Annotated in this window: 12 protein-coding genes and 2 pseudogenes; 5 read left to right on the top strand and 9 right to left on the bottom strand. The window is 45.2% G+C overall.

The genetic code is table 11. The features are described 5' to 3' along the window. Positions 1-45: 45 nt before the first annotated feature. The 5 genes from O9H85_RS27230 (at position 46) to O9H85_RS27210 (ending at position 7,247) form a co-directional block, all read left to right on the top strand. The gene (locus tag O9H85_RS27230; protein ID WP_269884562.1) at positions 46-1,116 is read left to right on the top strand and encodes a Gfo/Idh/MocA family protein; all 1,071 of its coding nucleotides are present in this window, start codon (positions 46-48) and stop codon (positions 1,114-1,116) included. A gap of 79 nt (positions 1,117-1,195) precedes the next feature. Then, on the top strand, positions 1,196-3,202 hold the full coding sequence (locus O9H85_RS27225) for a beta-galactosidase (protein ID WP_269884561.1): 2,007 nt from the start codon (positions 1,196-1,198) through the stop codon (positions 3,200-3,202). A 56-nt stretch (positions 3,203-3,258) separates the two neighbouring features. After that, positions 3,259-5,223, top strand: coding sequence for a beta-galactosidase (locus O9H85_RS27220; RefSeq protein ID WP_269884560.1), 1,965 nt, complete (start codon positions 3,259-3,261; stop codon positions 5,221-5,223). A 141-nt stretch (positions 5,224-5,364) separates the two neighbouring features. Further along, positions 5,365-6,366: a zinc-dependent alcohol dehydrogenase gene (locus O9H85_RS27215; protein ID WP_269884559.1), complete on the top strand. Its 1,002-nt coding sequence runs from the start codon at positions 5,365-5,367 to the stop codon at positions 6,364-6,366. 38 nt (positions 6,367-6,404) lie between these two features. Next, the gene (locus tag O9H85_RS27210) at positions 6,405-7,247 is read left to right on the top strand and encodes a sugar phosphate isomerase/epimerase family protein (protein ID WP_269884558.1); all 843 of its coding nucleotides are present in this window, start codon (positions 6,405-6,407) and stop codon (positions 7,245-7,247) included. A gap of 1,960 nt (positions 7,248-9,207) precedes the next feature. On the opposite strand, the gene O9H85_RS27205 is transcribed toward O9H85_RS27210, so the two are convergent. The 9 genes and pseudogenes from O9H85_RS27205 to O9H85_RS27165 form a co-directional block, all read right to left on the bottom strand. Continuing rightward, complete coding sequence (locus O9H85_RS27205) at positions 9,208-9,537, bottom strand: NUDIX hydrolase (protein ID WP_269884557.1); 330 nt, start codon at positions 9,535-9,537, stop codon at positions 9,208-9,210. Positions 9,538-9,830: 293 nt separating this feature from the next. Further along, positions 9,831-11,628 (bottom strand): annotated as a pseudogene (gene ltrA, locus O9H85_RS27200) (group II intron reverse transcriptase/maturase). A gap of 711 nt (positions 11,629-12,339) precedes the next feature. Then, entirely contained in the window at positions 12,340-13,032 is a 693-nt protein-coding gene (locus tag O9H85_RS27195) for a hypothetical protein (RefSeq protein WP_269884556.1), read from the bottom strand. 138 nt (positions 13,033-13,170) lie between these two features. Next, entirely contained in the window at positions 13,171-13,782 is a 612-nt protein-coding gene (locus O9H85_RS27190; protein WP_269884555.1) for a recombinase family protein, read from the bottom strand. Between the two features lie 775 nt (positions 13,783-14,557). Continuing rightward, positions 14,558-14,929, bottom strand: a complete 372-nt coding sequence (locus tag O9H85_RS27185) for a hypothetical protein (RefSeq protein ID WP_269884554.1) — start codon at positions 14,927-14,929, stop codon at positions 14,558-14,560. A gap of 665 nt (positions 14,930-15,594) precedes the next feature. Then, positions 15,595-15,861: a response regulator transcription factor gene (locus O9H85_RS27180; protein WP_269884553.1), complete on the bottom strand. Its 267-nt coding sequence runs from the start codon at positions 15,859-15,861 to the stop codon at positions 15,595-15,597. Between the two features lie 15 nt (positions 15,862-15,876). Then, complete coding sequence (locus tag O9H85_RS27175) at positions 15,877-16,200, bottom strand: LytR/AlgR family response regulator transcription factor (RefSeq protein ID WP_269884552.1); 324 nt, start codon at positions 16,198-16,200, stop codon at positions 15,877-15,879. A 108-nt stretch (positions 16,201-16,308) separates the two neighbouring features. Then, a complete protein-coding gene (locus tag O9H85_RS27170) occupies positions 16,309-18,858 on the bottom strand; it encodes an S-layer homology domain-containing protein (protein WP_269884551.1) in 2,550 nt (849 codons plus the stop codon). Beyond that, positions 18,795-19,005 (bottom strand): annotated as a pseudogene (locus O9H85_RS27165) (IS4 family transposase); the annotation flags it as partial. The pseudogene O9H85_RS27165 and the gene O9H85_RS27170, both read right to left, overlap by 64 nt.

The raw sequence follows: 19,005 nt of genomic DNA, 5'->3' as shown, positions 1-19,005 counted from the left end.
TAAGATGGGGTTTGCAAATGAGCACCTTAATTCGGAGGTTATGTTATGAGTCTCATTAAATTCGCGATCATTGGCGGAGGATGGCGAGCCGAATTTTTTTTGAAAATTGCACAGCAGCTCCCTGAGCGATTTCAGGTTACGGGAATGGTCGTACGCAACGAGGAGAAAGGTCGAGAGATCGAGCAAAAATGGGGAGTAAAAACGTATCGGACGCTAAATGAATTGATGGAAAAATCGGACTTTTCCTTTGTAATCGTTAGCGTTCCGAGAGATGTGGCCCCTTCCTACATGATTCAGCTTGCCGGCGAAGGGGTGCCGGTGCTTTGTGAAACACCGCCGGCGATTAATTTGGAAGAGCTCCTGTCATTGCATCGTTCTATCGATCAACGGGCGAAAATTCAGGTTGCAGAACAATACGCATTTCAACCGTATCATGCAGCCCGTCTGCAAATCGCCAAATCCGGAAAGCTGGGCGATATAAGCCAGGCACAAATTTCCGTATCCCACGACTACCACGGGATTAGTCTAATCCGTCATTTCTTAGGGGTAACGTTCGAGGACGCCACGATTCAGGCATTTTCTTTTGAATCAACGATAGCTGAAAGCCCGGACAGGTATGGACAGCTGCAACCTCATAAAATCGTTCCATCCAAACAAACGATTGCATATATCCGATTTGGTGACAAACTGGGTGTTTATGATTTTACTTATGATCAATATTTTTCGTGGATTCGTTCCTCTCGTGTTTTGGTACGCGGGGTAAACGGGGAGGTCAATAATTTCCGGGTGAAATATTTAAAAGATTACAAAGACCCGGTTGATTTGGAGCTGACCCGAGTCAGCGCAGGAATCGACGGAAATTTAGAGGGACATTACTTAAAGGGAATTTATTTGGGTGAAGAAAGCGTCTATAAGAACCCATTTATTCCGGGTAGATTGACAGACGATGAAATTGCGATTGCGACCACACTCTCTAAAATGGATGACTACGCAAAAGGCGGTCCCAGTTTTTACTCTTTGGCGGAAGCCTCACAAGATCATTACTTGTCACTCATGATTCAGAAGGCCGTGTTATCCAAAGAAACGATTACAACAACGAAACAACCATGGATATAACAGTCTCCTGTGAAACTTGCAAAAAAATCTTGGATGGCATGACGATTGGAATCTTTCAAGATGAACGGGAGGAATGACCATGAAATTTGGCGTGGATTATTATCCGGAGCATTGCTCCAAAGAGCATTGGGAATGGGATGCAGATAAGATGCAGGAAGCAGGCATTGACGTTGTTCGCATGGCGGAATTTTCCTGGATTAAGATGGAGCCTTCCGAGGGCCAATATGATTTCGCATGGCTTGACGAAGCGATTGAAGTGCTCAGCCGAAGAGGAATTAAAACGGTTTTGGGTACTCCTTCGCCCGCACCTCCGATCTGGATTATCGAACAAAATCCGGAGATCCTGCCGGTTAATATGCAAGGTCAACGTTTAGGCTTTGGAGGCCGTCACCACAACTGTCAGTCCAATGAAACGTACCGAAATCATATTCGCCGATTCGTTCGGGTGATGGCCCGCCATTACCAAAATAATCCTCATGTGATCGGTTGGCAGACCGATAACGAACTCGGAAACAGCCACCAGCAGCTGTGCACTTGCGATTCCTGCCGCGTGCGGTTCCATCAATGGCTTGAAAAGAAATACGGCACCATCGAAGCTTTGAACGAAGCATGGGGTACGGTATTCTGGAGTCAGACCTACTCCAGGTTTGATCAAATTCCCGCGCCGCTGCCGACACCGAACTCGCATAATCCATCTTTTCTGCTCGATTGGAAACGTTTTTGTTCCGATTTAATTGTAGATTTCCAGAAGCTCCAAATCGACATTTTGCGAGAGGAATGCCCTAATCATTTCATCACTCATAATTTTATGGGATTTTTTGATAAAACCGATTATTTCAAGTTGGCGAAGGATCTTGATTTCATTTCGCATGATCAATATCCGATGCCTTTCTGGGAGGCCAGGCTTTCGAAGACGTCCCCGCCTCATCTGGCTATGGCTCTCGATCTGATGAGGGGGACCAAGCAGCAAACCTTTTGGATCATGGAACAATTGGCCGGACCGACCGGCTGGGAAGTAATCAGCTCCACTCCGCGCCCAGGCCAAATACGCCTGTGGACCTATCAATCGATTGCCCACGGAGCGGACACGATTGTTTATTTCCGCTGGGACACCTGTTTGGTTGGAACGGAACAGTACTGGCATGGTATCCTGCCTCACAGCCGCATCCCTGGCCGGCGGTATGCTGAAATTAAACAAACGATTCAAGAGCTTGCTCCACATATGGACAAGTTTCGTAATTGCCTACCGCAAGCCGAAGTCGGCATTTTATTTAGCTATGATCAGGAATGGGCGCTGCAAATACAACCTCATCATCCGCAATTAAATTACGTTGAGCATCTACGCTCTTATTATAAGGGTTTCTTCGATGCCAACGTGCCGGTAGACATCGTTTCGGACGAGGAGGAGTACTCCCGTTACAAAGTCCTTGTCGCTCCGTTGTTATTCTTGACGCATCCTGAATTGCGCCGGAAGTTATATGGCTATGTCGCATCTGGAGGACACTTGGTGCTCAGTATGCGCACGGGGGTAAAAGATTGGAATAATGCCGTGATTCCCAAGACGCTTCCCGGTGAATTCAGCGAACTGCTCGGTATTTTAATCGAGGACTACGACTGCTTGCGCCAATTTGATCAAGGCTTGCGTTGGACAGCAGGAACGGAAGCGGCAGAGGAAGACGCCAACCTATGGTGCGATATTATCACCTTGAACGGGGCGGAGATGCTTGCGGAGTACAGCCGTGAATTTTATGCCGGCACTCCCGCGATAACCCGCAATGCCTATGAACAGGGTCAAGCTTATTATGTGGGTACGGAATTAAGACCGGACATAATGCGCCTCTTTATCGAAGAAGTTCTGGATAAAGCGGGAGTCGGCCGTATCACACGTTCACCCGAAGGTGTTGAGGTGACCCGGCGCCGCGGGCAGGATGCAGAATATTTATTTGTAATCAACCACAATAACGCGGAAGCGGATGTTGCCGTTTCTGAGAAATGGCAAGCACTCGTTGGCGGGGAAGTCTTGCAGAACAGCACATTAAGATTGGCTCCGTTTGGTGTTGCACTGTTTCACTGTCCGTTAGGATAAGGGGTCCCTTGCAAATAAGGCATTTCTAATTTAACTCCTTGAGGGAGGCCGTGAATATGTATTTTGGCGTGGATTATTATCCGGAACATTGGGATGAATCGATGTGGGAGCCGGATTTGCGTTTGATGAAGGAAGCAGGCTTCAACATGATTCGCATCATGGAGTTTGCCTGGAGCAGACTCGAGCCTCGGGAAGGCGAATACGACTTTGTCTGGCTGGATCGGTTTCTGAAGCTCTGCGAACAGTATAACATGCTTGTTATGATGGGAATTCCGGCGCGTAACGTACCGGCCTGGTTAATCAAGAAATTTCCAGATCTCGCAGTGAAAACGAAAGAGGGCGTACGCGAATCGTTCGGATCTCGTTATACCATTTGTTTAAATCATCCGTATTGGGCTGAATATGCGATCCGTTTGGCTGAAGAAATGGCGACGCGTTACGGCAAACACCCGCTTGTACATTCTTGGCACCTGGATAATGAGTATGGAGACGGTAACGTTTGTTATTGTGATCATTGTCGCATCCGGTTTATCGATTGGCTTAAGAATAAGTACGGATCTATTCAAGAGTTGAATGCGGCGTGGGGACTTGTGTTCTGGAGCTTGGAGATTTCCGACTGGGACGAGATATGGGTACCTGCCCTAACTAATCGTTTTATGCATAACCCGGGCTTGCTGCAGGATTACCAAAGATTTTTTTCTTGGACTACGGTGCAGTTCGTGAAGCGGCAGGCGGAAGTATTCCGGAAGCTGGCTCCCGATCAACCGATTACGACCAACTTGCAAAGCATGACAAGGTATCATACGGATTATTATCAACTAGCGGAGGTTCTGGATGTAGTATCGATAAATTATTATCCGCCATTGTCTTATAATTCCGCGGATCTTGATTTAATGAGAAGCTTAAAAAACCAAAACTTCTGGGTGGTCGAGCAGAAGAGCGGGCCTCCAGGATTCGCCCATAACGGGTATTTAACCCCTCATCCTGGGGAAACTCGGATGTACACGTACCAGTCGATCGGTCATGGAGCGGATGCTGTCTTATATTTCCGCTGGCGTCCCAGTAATTTCGGACAAGAGCAGTTCCATAAAGGAATTTTGGATTACGACAGCAAAGCCAACCGCATTTTTAGGGAAATTAGCCAAGTAGGGACTGAACTCGAGAAATTGGCTCCCATCGTGAAAGGCACGACTTGCCAGGCGGAAGTCGCGATTATGTTCTCTTATGATGCACGCTGGGCGCTGGAGCACTATTATCCTCATCCCGACATTCAATATAGAGATCACCTCTTAAAATATTATTTTGCTCTACAGCGACAGCACGTGATGACGGACTTGGTTCATCCGGGTTCGGAGTTGAACAAATATAAGGTTGTATTTGTTCCGTTAATGTATCTTATGGACCAAGAGATCGCCGACAATTTGGCACGTTATGTGGAACAAGGCGGAACCGTGGTTTACACGTTCAGATCTGGAGCTAAGGATGAAAATAACAATGTGGTCCGATCTACTTTGCGCCCTGTAATCCAAAGAATGTTAGGGATCGTAATCGAAGAAGCTTTCGCTCTTGCGCCAGAGGCGGTTAATACGATTTTGACGGCGGACGGGGAAACCTACGTTTCATCCCGATGGGTAGATTTGCTGCAAATCGAGAATGCTGAAGTGATCGCCCGTTATGATAGCGAGTGGTATAAAGGATATCCGGCCGTTACGTTAAATCACTATGGTCAAGGAAAGGCGTATTACATCGGTACGTTTACGGAAGATCGATTTATTGAGTCGATCGTTTCCAGAGCGCTTTCCGATGCAGGCGTTCAACCTATTTTGAACGCTCCCGAGCAAGTGGAAGTTACCGTACGAACGGATGGCCATAAATCGGTTTATTTTATTATGAATCGCGCTTCTGAACCTGCGGGATTTGATCTGTCCGAGAGTTATCAGGATATTTTTGATGGAAAAGAGGTTCAGGGACGATTGGAAATTGAACCGTTTGGCGTGAGAATTTTGCTAAAAACAGAGTAATGCTTACGAAGTATTCCCCATTGCAAAGAATGTGCCCATTCCAACACCGATGGTCAGTCATTCGGCGATGGGGAGTCTTTGTTTGGAGGCAAGACTGTTCGTTGTCGTTGTTTGTTTATCAAAAAAGAAGGTTGGTGTCCCATGAGAGCGTTGGTTTTGACGGGATATAAACAGTTTGAAATTCAACAACTGGATATCCCGGAAATCGCAGAACATGAAGTCTTGCTCCGCGTGAAGTATGCAGGTATCTGTGGAAGTGATTTGGGCGCTTATTCTAGAGAAAGCGGACGTTACCCGCGTATACAGGGGCATGAATTCGCCGGAGTTATTGAAAAGGTTGGAGGAGCTGTCACGAACTTACGGGCTGGCGATACCGTCGCGGTGAATCCGCTGGTAGCTTGTGACGAATGCATTCAATGCAAGACGGGAAATCCGCAGCGCTGCACGCAGCGCAAGGTTATTGGCGGCGATTATCAGGGTGCTTTTGCAGACTTTATTAGCGTTCCTGCATCCGCCTGTCACCGTGTATCGGATGCATTGGTAGGAGTATTGGCGGAACCGTTGGCATGCGGAGTTCGAGCGGCTGGATTGGCCAAAATTGATATTGGCGACACTGTTGTCATATTTGGCGCCGGGATTATCGGTCTGTTTTGCCTAAAGGCAGCCCAATTGATGGGGGCGACGAAAACAATATTGGTTGATACGAATGAAACTCGTTTGGTAACTGCCAAGACGTGGGGAGCAACACACTCCTACGTATCCAGAGGCGGGGACGTGGTTCGGGATATACAGCAATTGGCCGGTGAACCGATTCAAGTCGTTTTGGATGCAGTTGGGGCGGGGGTGACTCGCCAACATGCGATTGAATTAGTCGAGTACGGCGGAAGAATCGTTTGGATCGGCCGACACCAGGATGAATTTACGATTGCGGGTGATATGGTGTTAAGAAAGGAAATTCAGATTACCGGCACATTCTGTTATTCGCCTAAAGATTTCGATAAAGCGCTCACGATATTGGAACAAAAAATTATCGTACCCGAGGAGAAATGGTTAAGCATTCGCCCGCTGGAAGAAGGGAAGGCTTGTTTTGAAGAGCAAATATCGGGCCTGGCCCAATATCCTAAAATAGTCTATCAAATATGATGGATCAGGACTTATCCTAAGAAGGGAACTGATGATATATGAGGTTGGGTGCGCATCTCTTTGCCGAAACCCAAGATCCGGTAGAGCTTGCCAAAATTCATCGCAGCATGGGGTACCGCGCGGCTTTTTGCCCTAACTATTTGAACATCGGGGATCATGATAGGATTCGTGCGTTCAGGAAAGCGTTCGCGGAAGAAGAAGTCGTATTTGCGGAAGTAGGGGCATGGAGTAATCCGCTTGATCCCAGACACGATGTTGCCGATAAGAGCATCGGCTATATTATGGAAAAGCTTGCTCTTGCAGATGAGCTTGGAGCGCTGTGTTGTGTCAATATTATTGGAAGTTACGAAACGGAGTTTTGGTATGCACCCCATGAGAAGAATTTCTCGGAAGAAGCATTTGAGGCTTCAGTAGCTATTGTACGGAAAATTGTCGATACGGTTAAGCCGAAGCATACTAAGTATACCCTGGAAATGATGCCATATACTTTCTTGGACAATGCCGAGAACTATTTAAAATTTATCAAGGCTGTGGACAGAAGGGAGGTTGCAGTTCATCTTGATCCGGTCAATTTGATTAATAGCCCGCGCACCTACTTTAATCATGCCAAAATTATAGAGGAAAGCTTTAAACTTCTTGGTCCCTATATCGTTTCCTGCCATGCAAAGGATATAAAAATCAGGCCTGATTTGCCTAACACACATCTTGATGAAGTAAGACCCGGACTAGGGATTTTTGATTATCGCCTGTTTTTGAAATATGCAGCTTCTCTGCCTAAAGATGTACCTATTATGCTGGAGCACTTGCCCAATCAAGAAGAGTATTCGCACGCTGCAGATCATATCTTCAAAATCGCAAAGGAATTGAATTTATTTATATAAAAATTTTAAATATCACGGCCATCTAACTTTACACCGTTCAGTTGCGTCTTGCCGATGCGATTTACGGTATCTTTGCTTTTCTGGGGATGTATTCCTAGCCCGTCAAGAATTGCTATCTTGATCAATTTAAATGATCGTAAAGCGGAGACTTTTCCGTTACCCTGCCATGAGTCTGACCTTGAAAAGGCATTCCGAAATAGTAGGGACAGGTACATTATTGCAGCATGGATTAATAAAAATCGTGAAAAAATAGATGATATTATCTATGGAATGATTAGAAGAGTGTTCCTTACCTCGATACAATACTCGCGTAATAACCTTGTAGGCGACCTGAAATCTCAGGAACATAGATAACTATTTATCTAAGCGATCCTAGTTCTCAACGACAAAAACACAGTAAAATCAAGGCTCAAGCCGAATATAAAAGCCTATATCAATCTCGTGTTTTGACTCGCATACGGTACATGTGAAAGCCGTAACAGTGCTTGTGCGAAATGATGTAAATAATGATTAAACCTTTGATATAACAAATAAATTCCTGCCAAAATCGGAATAAACTCCTGCCATCCCCATCGAAAGCCGGATCCATACCGTTGACCTAGCATCCCAACGTAGCTCCAATCTTTACCTCAATCCGAGCGTTACTCAGGCAGATCCTCCTGATTTCGCTCGGATTTTTTATTCAGCAACGAACCATCATACGATCCGCCGCGGCACCCAAAAGCCTTGATATTCCTATGTTTTTCTCAGGCTTATTCCCATCTAAACGTTCCTCCCAATCGATCCCCAATCGATCCCCAATCATTTACTCAATCGATTTCCCCAATAGTTTTTCTCAATCGGTTGCCCTGGTTCTCTCTATCTTTTCCCCAATCCCATACCCTATCTCTAGCAAAACATTAGCAGGGGTTTATTAATTTTGAACATAGTTAGGAAGAAAAACGAGAAAAGCTAATTTTCTCGTTTTTCTTTAAAGTTGATAGGGAGAGGGGGATACTACGAATGTAATTAATTGTCTTTGAGATCTAAGATTACTAAAAAGGAAAGTCTACCGTTGGTATATACAACTAAATTAGTTTGCCAATGTCCCACAAAGTTCGCCGATGAGCAAAATAAGTTTACCGCTGAGCCGACCTAATTCAGGCATTAGCCCTGATATTCGCTCGGCTTTATTCTTTTACCGATCCATTGCCTTGAATATTTCGGCGGTAAAGAGCCATTGGGTTAATTTGTGAGAGCCACCATGTTAATAAAATAGAGCCATGGTGTTAATGTTCAGAGCCAATTGGGGACTAACGGATACGATTGTGAAAAGATTATGACTGGAGCAGGCGACGCGGTGACCTGCTCCAAACCGTTGAAGTGACGGGCAGGATAGCGCAGCATTGTATTAACGCACATAAGCTACAAAATGGATCACTTTCTGTGATTCATCGCAGTCAATTCATTTGACAAATCAATCTCATAAGGCTTATCCAGAGGCTGTCCTCCAAGAATCTTTAATCACTATGAACAATCGGCCGCCCGAACATTGAACAAAATATTGAATGATAACGGCCGTCTCGCCTGTGCTCAGTTTGACGTTAACTCCGACGGGAGGCTATGGATTTCTGAAATACTTTGATTATCTCGGGTTCAAAATGCCTGTCTGATCTGGTAAAAATAATCTCAATGGCTTCATGCGGAAGCATAGCTCCGTGATAGGCCCTGTTGGAAGTGAGGGCGTCAAATCGGCGATGCCGATGGTGTTGGGTCTCAAACCCGTCGACAAACCCATCATACCGAGGCGCTCCCTTTTTTACAAAGCCCGTTTCTTAGGACTAACAGGAATGTTTACTTCTATAACTCAATTATTCCGTAAACCAACCAGATAAGAGTCCTGCTCTTTTTATAACTGCAATGCGTTCTTCACGCCCTTCAATTTTTTGAATCATTTCTATTGCAGTTTCAAAATTAGTAATTACGTACCCCGTTTTTTCAAATCCTTTTGGCATTCAACAAAGCTTTTTACCTTAGTTAAGAAATAAATCCTACACGAATCAAATTCTTTCCAGTACCAGCAAGCAAATGGAATTCTCTCATCCTGTAAAACTATTCCCGCCTCTTCCATAACCTCTCGGTTCAATCCATCATGTAGTGATTCGTCTTTATTCAGTCTTCCTCCAATAGTCGTTAGTACTTTTTCGTCTTTATCCCAAGTTAAGATTAAATTACCGTCATCTAGAATAGGTATACAATGCACTCCACTAATATTTTTATCGGTTGGTATTTCTGAAATAAACGTTAACATTTAATCCTCACTTTATGGGATTATGTTCCATTAGTAGGGATATATTCTACCTTGAATGTAGAAATTCCTTTTTGTGTATACTGCCCGTTACTTCAATGATCTGGAGCAGGTCGCCGCTGCTTCTTGCTCAAGTTGTAATGATTTCACTATCGGTTGCAATAGGTAAGCGTTTGAAGTGATCTCCAGCTTTTCCCCTGCTCCACACGGAGCGTGCCAGTTTCCCAGCACTCCGCGTTCCCTCTAACTGAATGTACTAGATCATAAGTTCCTCGTTACTCATAGATTTGGGTGAGTTAGATTGGTTCAAGTCCGTATCTTTCACGGTACTGGTTGACTTTGATTTTCATCAAATCCGTTATACCAAGTCTATGCAAGAGTAAGTCAATTGTCTCTTTTTGTGTTTGATGAATAAGCTGTTGTACTTCTTTGTGGAGAATGCGTAAGTTACTGAACTTGTCGCTTCCTCCAAGATGCAACGGGGTAAAGTGGTGACAATGAACATCGGTGGCGAATAGGTACATGCCTGTAATTTCGCACTTTCCCAATTTCATACTGTAACGACTCAACCGATTATCCATATATTCAACACTTTGGTTCGGGATGTTGGAGTTCATCAAGTGATATATTTCTTGACGTAGATCCGGTCGAAGCTTTTTATATATCTGTTCTCTTCCTGACGTTGTGAAGAGCGAGAGGCTTCGGCTGAAGCCCATGCTGTTCTTTGTTTTCACATTAGCCAGAGGGAATAAATATATATCTGCTATTCGGAACGTTCTGTAACCCATGCTGTAAAATTTGCTGTATGTTGGCGGAGGGTTAGCAGGATGTTCATATTTCCCGACCTGTTTAAGACGATTGTACATGAAGGCTCGCAGATCGTAGGCAAGACGTGAGAACGCCACACTAACATGTGTTGCTCGATTGAAGTAGTTATGAATCCCCAAAACAAAACTGTTGAAGAGAGTTGCATTTAGAGCAGTTGGTGAGGCCTTTATTTTTTGAATGCGTTTTTTGGCTTCAGTCTTGATTTTCTGCTTCTTATTTGCTTTAATGCTTGTGTGGGCTACTCGCTTCTTTCCCTTTTTATTCGCGCGGATCGTGAACCCAAGGAATTCCGATTCTCGTTTTCGCAGATTGATGATTTGCGATTTTTCCGGTGAAACGTCCAGTTTGAGACGGTTTTTTAGATACGAAACAACAGCGTGATACCACTTCTGGGCTGACTTCCAATCTCGACAAATGATCTTGAAGTCATCTGCGTAACGCACCAGATATCCCTCTTTGAGGTTGGTATGGATTTTGGCGTATCTTTGGCTACCTCTTGTCTTATGCGGTTCCCTTTTCAAAGGGAATGACTCCCATTGACCGGCTACCCAGTGATCCAAGTCGTTCAGGACCACATTTGAGAGCAAGGTCGACAACAGACCCCCTTGAGGTACGCCTTTTGCCGGTATTCCTTCTCCATCGATTTCAGCTTTTAGCATTTTCGAGATACACGCCAAAACCTGTCTGTCCTGTATCCCCTATATTCCATAGTTGTTTCATGAGCAACGTGTGGTTGACATTGTCGAAAAATCCTTGGATGTCGATGTCGACTACAAAATGCATGGCTGCTTGATTGATAAGGAATTGAACCCTTGCCATGGCATGGTGCGCGGACCGGAGCGGTCTGAAACCGTAGCTATGGTTGTAGAATTGGGCTTCTGCTATGGGTTCGAGGACTTGCTTAAAGCATTGCTGAATGAGGCGATCGAGGATACAAGGAATGCCGAGCGGTCTCCATTTGCCGTTGTCTTTCTCTATGAGCTTCCGTCTAACTTTCTTGGGGCGATAGTTTCTCAGTTGGGTTTGGATTTCTTCTACTAGTTCATTCTCGGCTTGGTTTTCTATGTCCTTGATGGTTCTTCCATCGGTTCCTGGCGTCTTTGACCCTTTATTGGATTTCATGGTTCGATATGCCAACAAGATATTTTCTCGAGAAGCGATCATCTCGTATAGCTTCGAGAAGGATTCTTTTCTTGTGGCTCTTTCGTATAAATCCGTAAAGGATTCCGTCATGCCGTAATACTCCCAATTTCGTAAGGCTTGCACTGTGGCATCCCTCCCGTCGAAGGCGATGTTCCCACGTTCCTACCAGACCGGTGCAATTCACGCTTGGAAAATGATCGTTCTCTTCAGTTAGACTTGGGGCTGTTCCTCCACGCCCATTACAGGCGATTCCTCAGTCGTGCCCCTACCCTCACAAGGATAAATCCATTTCGGCCTGCGCCTTATTGTAAACGTTTCGGGTAACAGCCCTTGTTGCAACGTCCCTTGCTTTCCAAGTCCCTTACAACCTAGCTATCTATTCTGGACTTAGGTGCTTCCTCTAGGCCTGTGAACTGGATGCCGCCATTGTTCGGCATAGCGTATTTCATAGGAAAAATTTTTACTTTACGCCGCTCACCCCATCGTTTGATGGTACATAGGTTTCCATATGCTCTAACTTTAGACCTGTACATTCGGAAGTTCGTCAGTTCTTTCTAGTAGAACATTCTCACCATATCCAGTTTTTCAGCCGCGCGGCATATCCATTGGCATACCTTGATTGGCTCTAGCCTCTGTTCTGCCGAATCTACCTGACTTCGTACCTCATGACCTGTTAGTCATGACTCACGCAGGAGTATTGGCGGAATGGTTTCCGGATACATGGTTCCGTCATTCCCATCCTCGGTTGTAAAGTTAAGATTACTTGATTGTAATCTTCTGCCTTTCACGATGTTTAGTCGCTTATGGCAGAACTTGTCGTACTTATCCGTTAGTTTAATGACTTACAGGAACTTCAACTATCCATCTTTGTGTATCATTTTTATTGATTAGAGCTACCTCCCTAGCATTTTGCCAAGTCAGTTTGCCAAGGTGTTCAGCAAAGTCCCACTCATTAGGTACTTCTCTAATAATTTTCTTGCGATTGACTTCCACTCCATAACTGTTCTTAATAATAATCCAAATGCTAAATTCATCAATTTCATGAGTGCAGAATACTTCTGCGGAATATTTTCTATCAGGGCTTTTCTTCGGCTTTTTCCAAGTCCACTGATTAATATAGCCTTTGGATATTACATTCTGATATGCATGTTCAAAGGGGGCTTTATCCCACTTTTTTTCTTCGACCACTCTGTCTATACCTTGTTTTAATACACTTAGAATTATTTTTTTCTTTTCTAAATTTTCTAAGCTAAAGTATCTGTTAATATCAAGCGGAATACAGATATGGCAAACACCCCCGTAACATCTAACACGATAGTCAGTGACGGTTTCTACACATTCTACAAGTACTTTCCAGCATTCGTCAGTCCGAATCTTTTCGAAATTTTGCTCGTATAACGAGCATATACAACGAACTTCATTACTAAACTTTAGACGTTTGTCTTTCCAGTTCATTTCATAATCATCTCGACTACCTTGATTGCTTTTGTAAGGTATATCCAGATCGAATTCTTTAAGAGTTGGCAATAAAACACCTCTTCACCATAAGCAGTTATTGTATTTTCGTCATCATTGACTCGATTTCCTTTTTTTGCAAACACTCGATTACACTATCCTCCCGTTCAATCATCATGCCTTTAAAAATCCTTAACTGCCGCTGTTATCTTATATGCCCATTTGCAACTCATACTCTTTTACTCTCCGGTAAAAAGTATTTGGTTTCATCCCCACTTTTTGCATTGCCGATACAGCTGTAATGTTTCCAGCTTTCCATTCTCTATAACTCACTTTAAACTCTTCAGTAATTTTTACTTTTGGCCTTCCAAAGTTTACACCTTTGGCCAGAGCTATCTCGATCCCCTCTGCTTGTCGTTGCTTATTCTTTTTTCTTTCCTGCTCAGCAACATAGGAAAGCATACTTAGGAATTGATCCTCTAGCAACTTTCCTATATCCCCCATCGTTTTGAATTTCCGACTATCAAACAATACCTCATTTTCAAGAACAACAATGTCAGCGTTGATTATTCGGGTAATTTCCTTCCATTCACGAATAATGCCTTCATAATCACGACCGAGCCGATCAAGAGCATCCAAATAAAGCTCGTCTCCCTCACGCAGCATTTGTTTCATCACCTGATACTTAGGCCGATCAAAATCCTTGCCGCTCTGTTTGTCAACAAAAACGTACCGATCCTCAATCCCAAGCTCATACATCTTCTTTAATTGTCGATCTGTATTTTGATCTTTAGCTGAAACACGTACGTATCCGAATTTCATAAGAAAAATTCTCCTTAAATGAAAGACTATATGTCAATAAGTATATATTTCGCGTGAAATATTTCAATAACAATTTTACTATATATTGAAATATGGTTTTTTGATGAACTCATAATATTTCAAAAAGTATACAATCTGAAATACTCTTAGCAGCACTAGAGTCTCAGCCAAAGAAAAAAAGACAGCGGCAGTTTAAAACATGAAAATCATGTTTAGACTCGCGCTGCCGTTTATTGATCAGGATTGTACTCCTGGATCTATGGCGATACGCTAACATTTATTTCGTCCAAATTTTCCATCGGATTTGCGTTGGCTTTTGTTCTTCATGTTGGATGCATTGGTTAACTATTTCAAGGAGTTTATCCATTTGTCCAATCAAATTATCATTTTTTACCACCCACCACTATCATATTTATTAATGTAACACGCGATTTTCAAACTGAACACTCTTAATCAATAGGTTATAAAAGTAAGCGTCAAATAGCCCCCACCTTGGAATTAAGATGGGGGCTATTTGACGCTTACTCATCAGCTGCCAGATTTGACGGGCCCGGCCATTTTATACTTAAGGATCTTGGAGAAAACTCTCTCTTAAAAGGAGAATCATTCAGAAATGCAACACTATCTGATTGTATTGCATTTATTGTAACTGAAGATATTCCCCCTTCTCTCATTTCACTTGGCACAAGCAGTGCCACCGACTCCACATGTGACGAGTGCTGAGTGTAGCGCATTACGCTAAAAATAAAACCGCCAAAGCTAGCGGTTAGTTCCATTAACTTACATCAGCAAGTAACTCATTAAGTATTTTGGACGTGCCAGCAAAACGATAATACAATTTAACAGTTCCGTCCGCTTTAACTTCGATTTTTTCAATAAAGCGATTGATTAACTCCCGATTGATTTCCTTAAATTCCAATGCACTAGAGACTATACCCTTAATTTTGTCTAATACATTGGAGTCCACAGATGTCGAGATCGCCGCCATCAGCTTTTCTTTGTTTTGCGTCAACTTTTGAATCTCGGCATCTTGAATGGCAATGAAGTTATTATATTCTTCCTTAGAAATCTCATCTTCAAGATACCTCGAAAGGGCTTTACTCTTTAGCTTGTTAATGCCTTCGATTTTAGCTGCGCAAGACTTCAATATATCCTAATACACCCACGTTAAAAAACCCCCGAACAACGCACGCAAGCATTAAATACCAGTGCCGTGCCGGAAGCCCGCAAACGCCACGTGAGCGACGAAAGAAGCGAGAGGAAGGGAAGGGGAGACCAGTAGAAAAATAAACGCTCTACGAGCCGCCTAGCCACGTTAAATCCGATTAGCGATCAGGCCGTGAAACAAACACGTCACCAGAAGCCCAAAACCACCCCCTTAAGCGCCGAGAACAAAGGACAGGGAAAAATAACCACACCACGCCTTAAACGCCACGTAGAGCCAGCGTGAAGGCGTGAGCGAATAGACAGGACTGACAGATAAACCAAGCAATAAAACGAATAGAACTAATTAGCCAGCCGTAGAGTACCGTCTCTTCGAATAAATGGGTATTCGGATTTTGTGGTGGAAAACATCTATCAAATTTCCAGCCATCAACTTAAATCGAATGACAAAAATTGGTCTAAGCAAATTTGGTATACGAAAACCGGGTTCCCATACTTAACAAGGGAACCCGGTTTTCGTAATCGCTACAAGAGCTAAATTTGTTCAACGTGATGGGGTTCAACAACCTGATGCGGCCGCGGTAATCAACTCGGGATTCACAGAGGGGACAGACTGTTTGTTTACATGGTCGTTCAGTCGGCTATCTTTCAAACCAGTATCTTTAATTCTTCGGCACGCACCACTGCCTGCACCCGATTGTGAACCTTAAGCCGTTTGTACATTTTTTTAATGTAGTATTTTACGGTTTCATCCCCGATGCCCAGGTGACGGGCGATTTCCTTGTTCGACAGACCGACCGCAATCAACTGTAAAACCCTTATTTCCTGCTCGGTCAATCTTTCATTCCTTGCCAGCCCTTCTTCGGTCGTTACGGGACTCCGACTGTGAACCTCCATGGACGTCTCAACCGACACGCTCCGATGCCCCCTTCAGATCTTATCCAACGTTTTCGAAGTCTTGGCGGTTACCGGCTTCAGATAATCCAGCGCACTCATCTCAAAGGCTAGGATCGCATAATCGTCACTTATCGATGCATCGAGATCGTGCAACAGGCTGGATAGCTGAAACCCATTCATTTCCGGCATGAAAATATCTACAAATGCGATATGGATCGGATTCGCCTTCACAAATTCATAAGCTTCCACCGGGTTCAGAAACGCATCGCATGTTTCGATCTCGCCGCTTTCCGCCAGCATCTTCTTCAACCGCTTCAAAGATAATAGTTCGTCATCCACGATCATGGCTCGCAGCATAATTCAACCTCTAATCTGCTTGATCGGCAGCGGGAGAATCCGGGAAATCGCATTTAATAATAAGGCTGCTTTGAATTTGACTTCAAAGCAGCCCTGCTCAATTTCCCTTTACTTGTTCTTTTGCGCCTGCATCTTCAGCAACACCGTTACCGCCTCTGCTCTTGTCGTTTTATCGCCTGGAGCAAATTGGTTGGCGCCTTTGCCCTCGATAATGCCAGCCTTTTTCATGTCCGCCACTGCGCCTTTCGCCCAGTCCGGAATGTCCTTGTCATCCGTAAAGCCCGTTGCAGTAGCCGCTCCGCTAGATTGGCCTAAGGCCTTCGCGATCATCATAGCCATCTCGGGGCGGGTAATTTCGGCATCCGGACGGAAGGAGCCGTCCTCATAACCGTTAATAATTCCTGCATACACTGCCTGCGCGACCGATTTCTGCGCCCAGTCGCCGATCTTCGCCTTATCAGTGAACGTCAGCGCCGCTCCATCTCCTTGCGGTTTGAGCGCATTCATCAGCATGACCGCAACTTCCGCGCGCGTTACGGTACGTTCCGGCTTGAACGTGCCGTCCGGATAGCCGCTGACGATACCTCCGCTTACCGCTTGCTTGATAGTCGCCTCTGCCCAGTTTCCGGAGATATCACTGAAACTGAAGCTGATCGTCTGCTTCGTGTCTGTCGTAGAGTCTGCTCCTTGGCCTACGCCGAATACCGCATATTTCGTAAAGTGGTTAACCTTTACAGTGATGGTATTGCCGGTTACTTCGCCGCCGACTTCCACCCAGACCTGATTCGATTCGTCATAGTAGAATACTGAAGGCTTTTGATGGCCCTTCAAGCTGTTCGGATCGAAAGCAAAGGTCAGCGTGATGTCCTTGCTGAAGTTTTCCGAGAAGTTTTTCAGGATTTCGAATACCGGGCTGGCCAGAACGTCTTTACTCGTGATTAGCTTTTGCGTGTCTGCCACTTTGTCAATCGTTAATTTCAGGTCTTTGCCTGAAGCATCGGCAGGAATCAGGATCTTGATCGCATCGCCCAAGCTAACCTCGCCCGATTTACCGACGGAAAGCATTAGTGTACCGTCTGTCGAGGTGACTGTATTGCTTGAGGACGTTGAAGAGGAACCGCCGCCGCCACTTGATGGTGCCGGTGCACGTGTCACGGTAACCGTATAGGTCTTCGGTGTGCCGTTCTGCGCCGTCACTACGATGGTGATTAGGTTGCTTCCTACGTTCAGGTTAATAGCGCCGCTTGCCTGACCGCTTGCATCCGCTGCTCCGTTCACAGTCATCGTCGCGTTGCTATCGTAGACGCTAGCCGTTACGGTTATGCTGGATACACTATTCGCCACGCTGGAAGTATAGGCCGTCGTCCCGGACGCGAATGCAGGTGTTAGACTTCCGCTCGACAGCGTCAGTCCGCTCAAGTCCACATTGCTGCTTGGTGTCGGTGCCGGTGTCGGTGCCGATGCGCGGTTCACCGTGAGACTATACGTATTCTGAGTGTGATTCTGCGCGCTTACCACAATCTGAATCGGGTTGGACCCGACAATCAAGTTTGAAGCATTATAAGCATACACATTGCCCGTTACTGAACTGTAAGTCGCCCCCGTAACCGTGAGCGTTTGGTTTGGATCTCCTTTGGTTAAGGAAATATTGAGACTCGAAACGGTGTACGGCACGCTTACACTATAATTGATAATCGATATCTGTGTTAACGTTCCTTGATCCACGGACAAGTTGGACAACAACGCATTTGCAGATTGCCATTGAGCATACAGCGTCACATTCGTCGCGCCCATCGGGAACGATGCACCGGGGGCATAGCTCGTTCCGCTTCCGTCCGCCGCCGTGTTCCAGCCCGCAAACGCGTAACCCGTCTTGACCAGGCTACCCGTGTTGCCGTAAACGGTGGCTATTACTCCTTGCAAATAAGAGCTGCTATCGGTTGGCACGCTGCCAGATGTAGCGCCGTTGCCGTTATACGTCACTGTGTACAACGGATTCCACATCGCGTATAGCGTCACATTCGCCGCGCCTAACGTGAACGTCGCCGTGCCGTCACCGGCGTACCTTGTTCCGCTTCCGTCCGCCTTCGTATTCCAGCCTGCGAACGTGTAGCCCGTCTTCACCAAATTGCCCGTGTTGCCATATACCGTGGCCGTAACTCCTTGCATATACGAGCCGCTGTCGACCGGAACGCTTCCTCCCGTGCTTCCATTGCCGTTATAGGTCACCGTGTAGCTCGTCCACTTCGCGTACAGCGTCCCCATCGTGAACGTACTGCCGGGGGCATAATCCGTTCCCATTCCGTTCGCCTGCGTATTCCATCCTGCAAACGTATAGCCTGTCTTCGACAGAGCTCCCGTGTTGCCGATCACTGAAACAGGACTACCGAGCTTATAAATGGTTCTATTGATCGGCACGTTGCCGGAAGTAGCGCCGTTGCCGTCGTACTTTACAGTTTGTATTGAGTTGGGGCCGGAATACAAAGAAATCGATGGTAGTGACAAGTCAGCGTTGGGTTGGAGTACGAATGTGACAGACCCATTCTTATTACCCGTGAAAGAAGAGAAACCTCCAACAACAGTAGTTATTTTACTCAAACTTCGCAGCTTGAAATAGGCAGGTAAGCCTTGAGAAAGCTGGGCAAACCTGCGATCCATTGTTGGAGTTGACTTTTAATCAATTTTGAGATCTTTTTGCTTGCCTTTGTTGCTACCTCGTTGATCAATTCGATGAGTTGTTGCAAAGCTACCACCCAATCTAAGGTGCTAACCTCATCGCATAACAAATAAAACAAACCACCAAGT

Source organism: Paenibacillus gyeongsangnamensis, assembly GCF_027533625.1.
Classification (GTDB): Bacteria; Bacillota; Bacilli; order Paenibacillales; family NBRC-103111; genus Paenibacillus_G; species Paenibacillus_G gyeongsangnamensis.
Note: the sequence above shows the minus strand (reverse complement) of the source record. Positions and strands in the feature narration are given on the sequence as shown.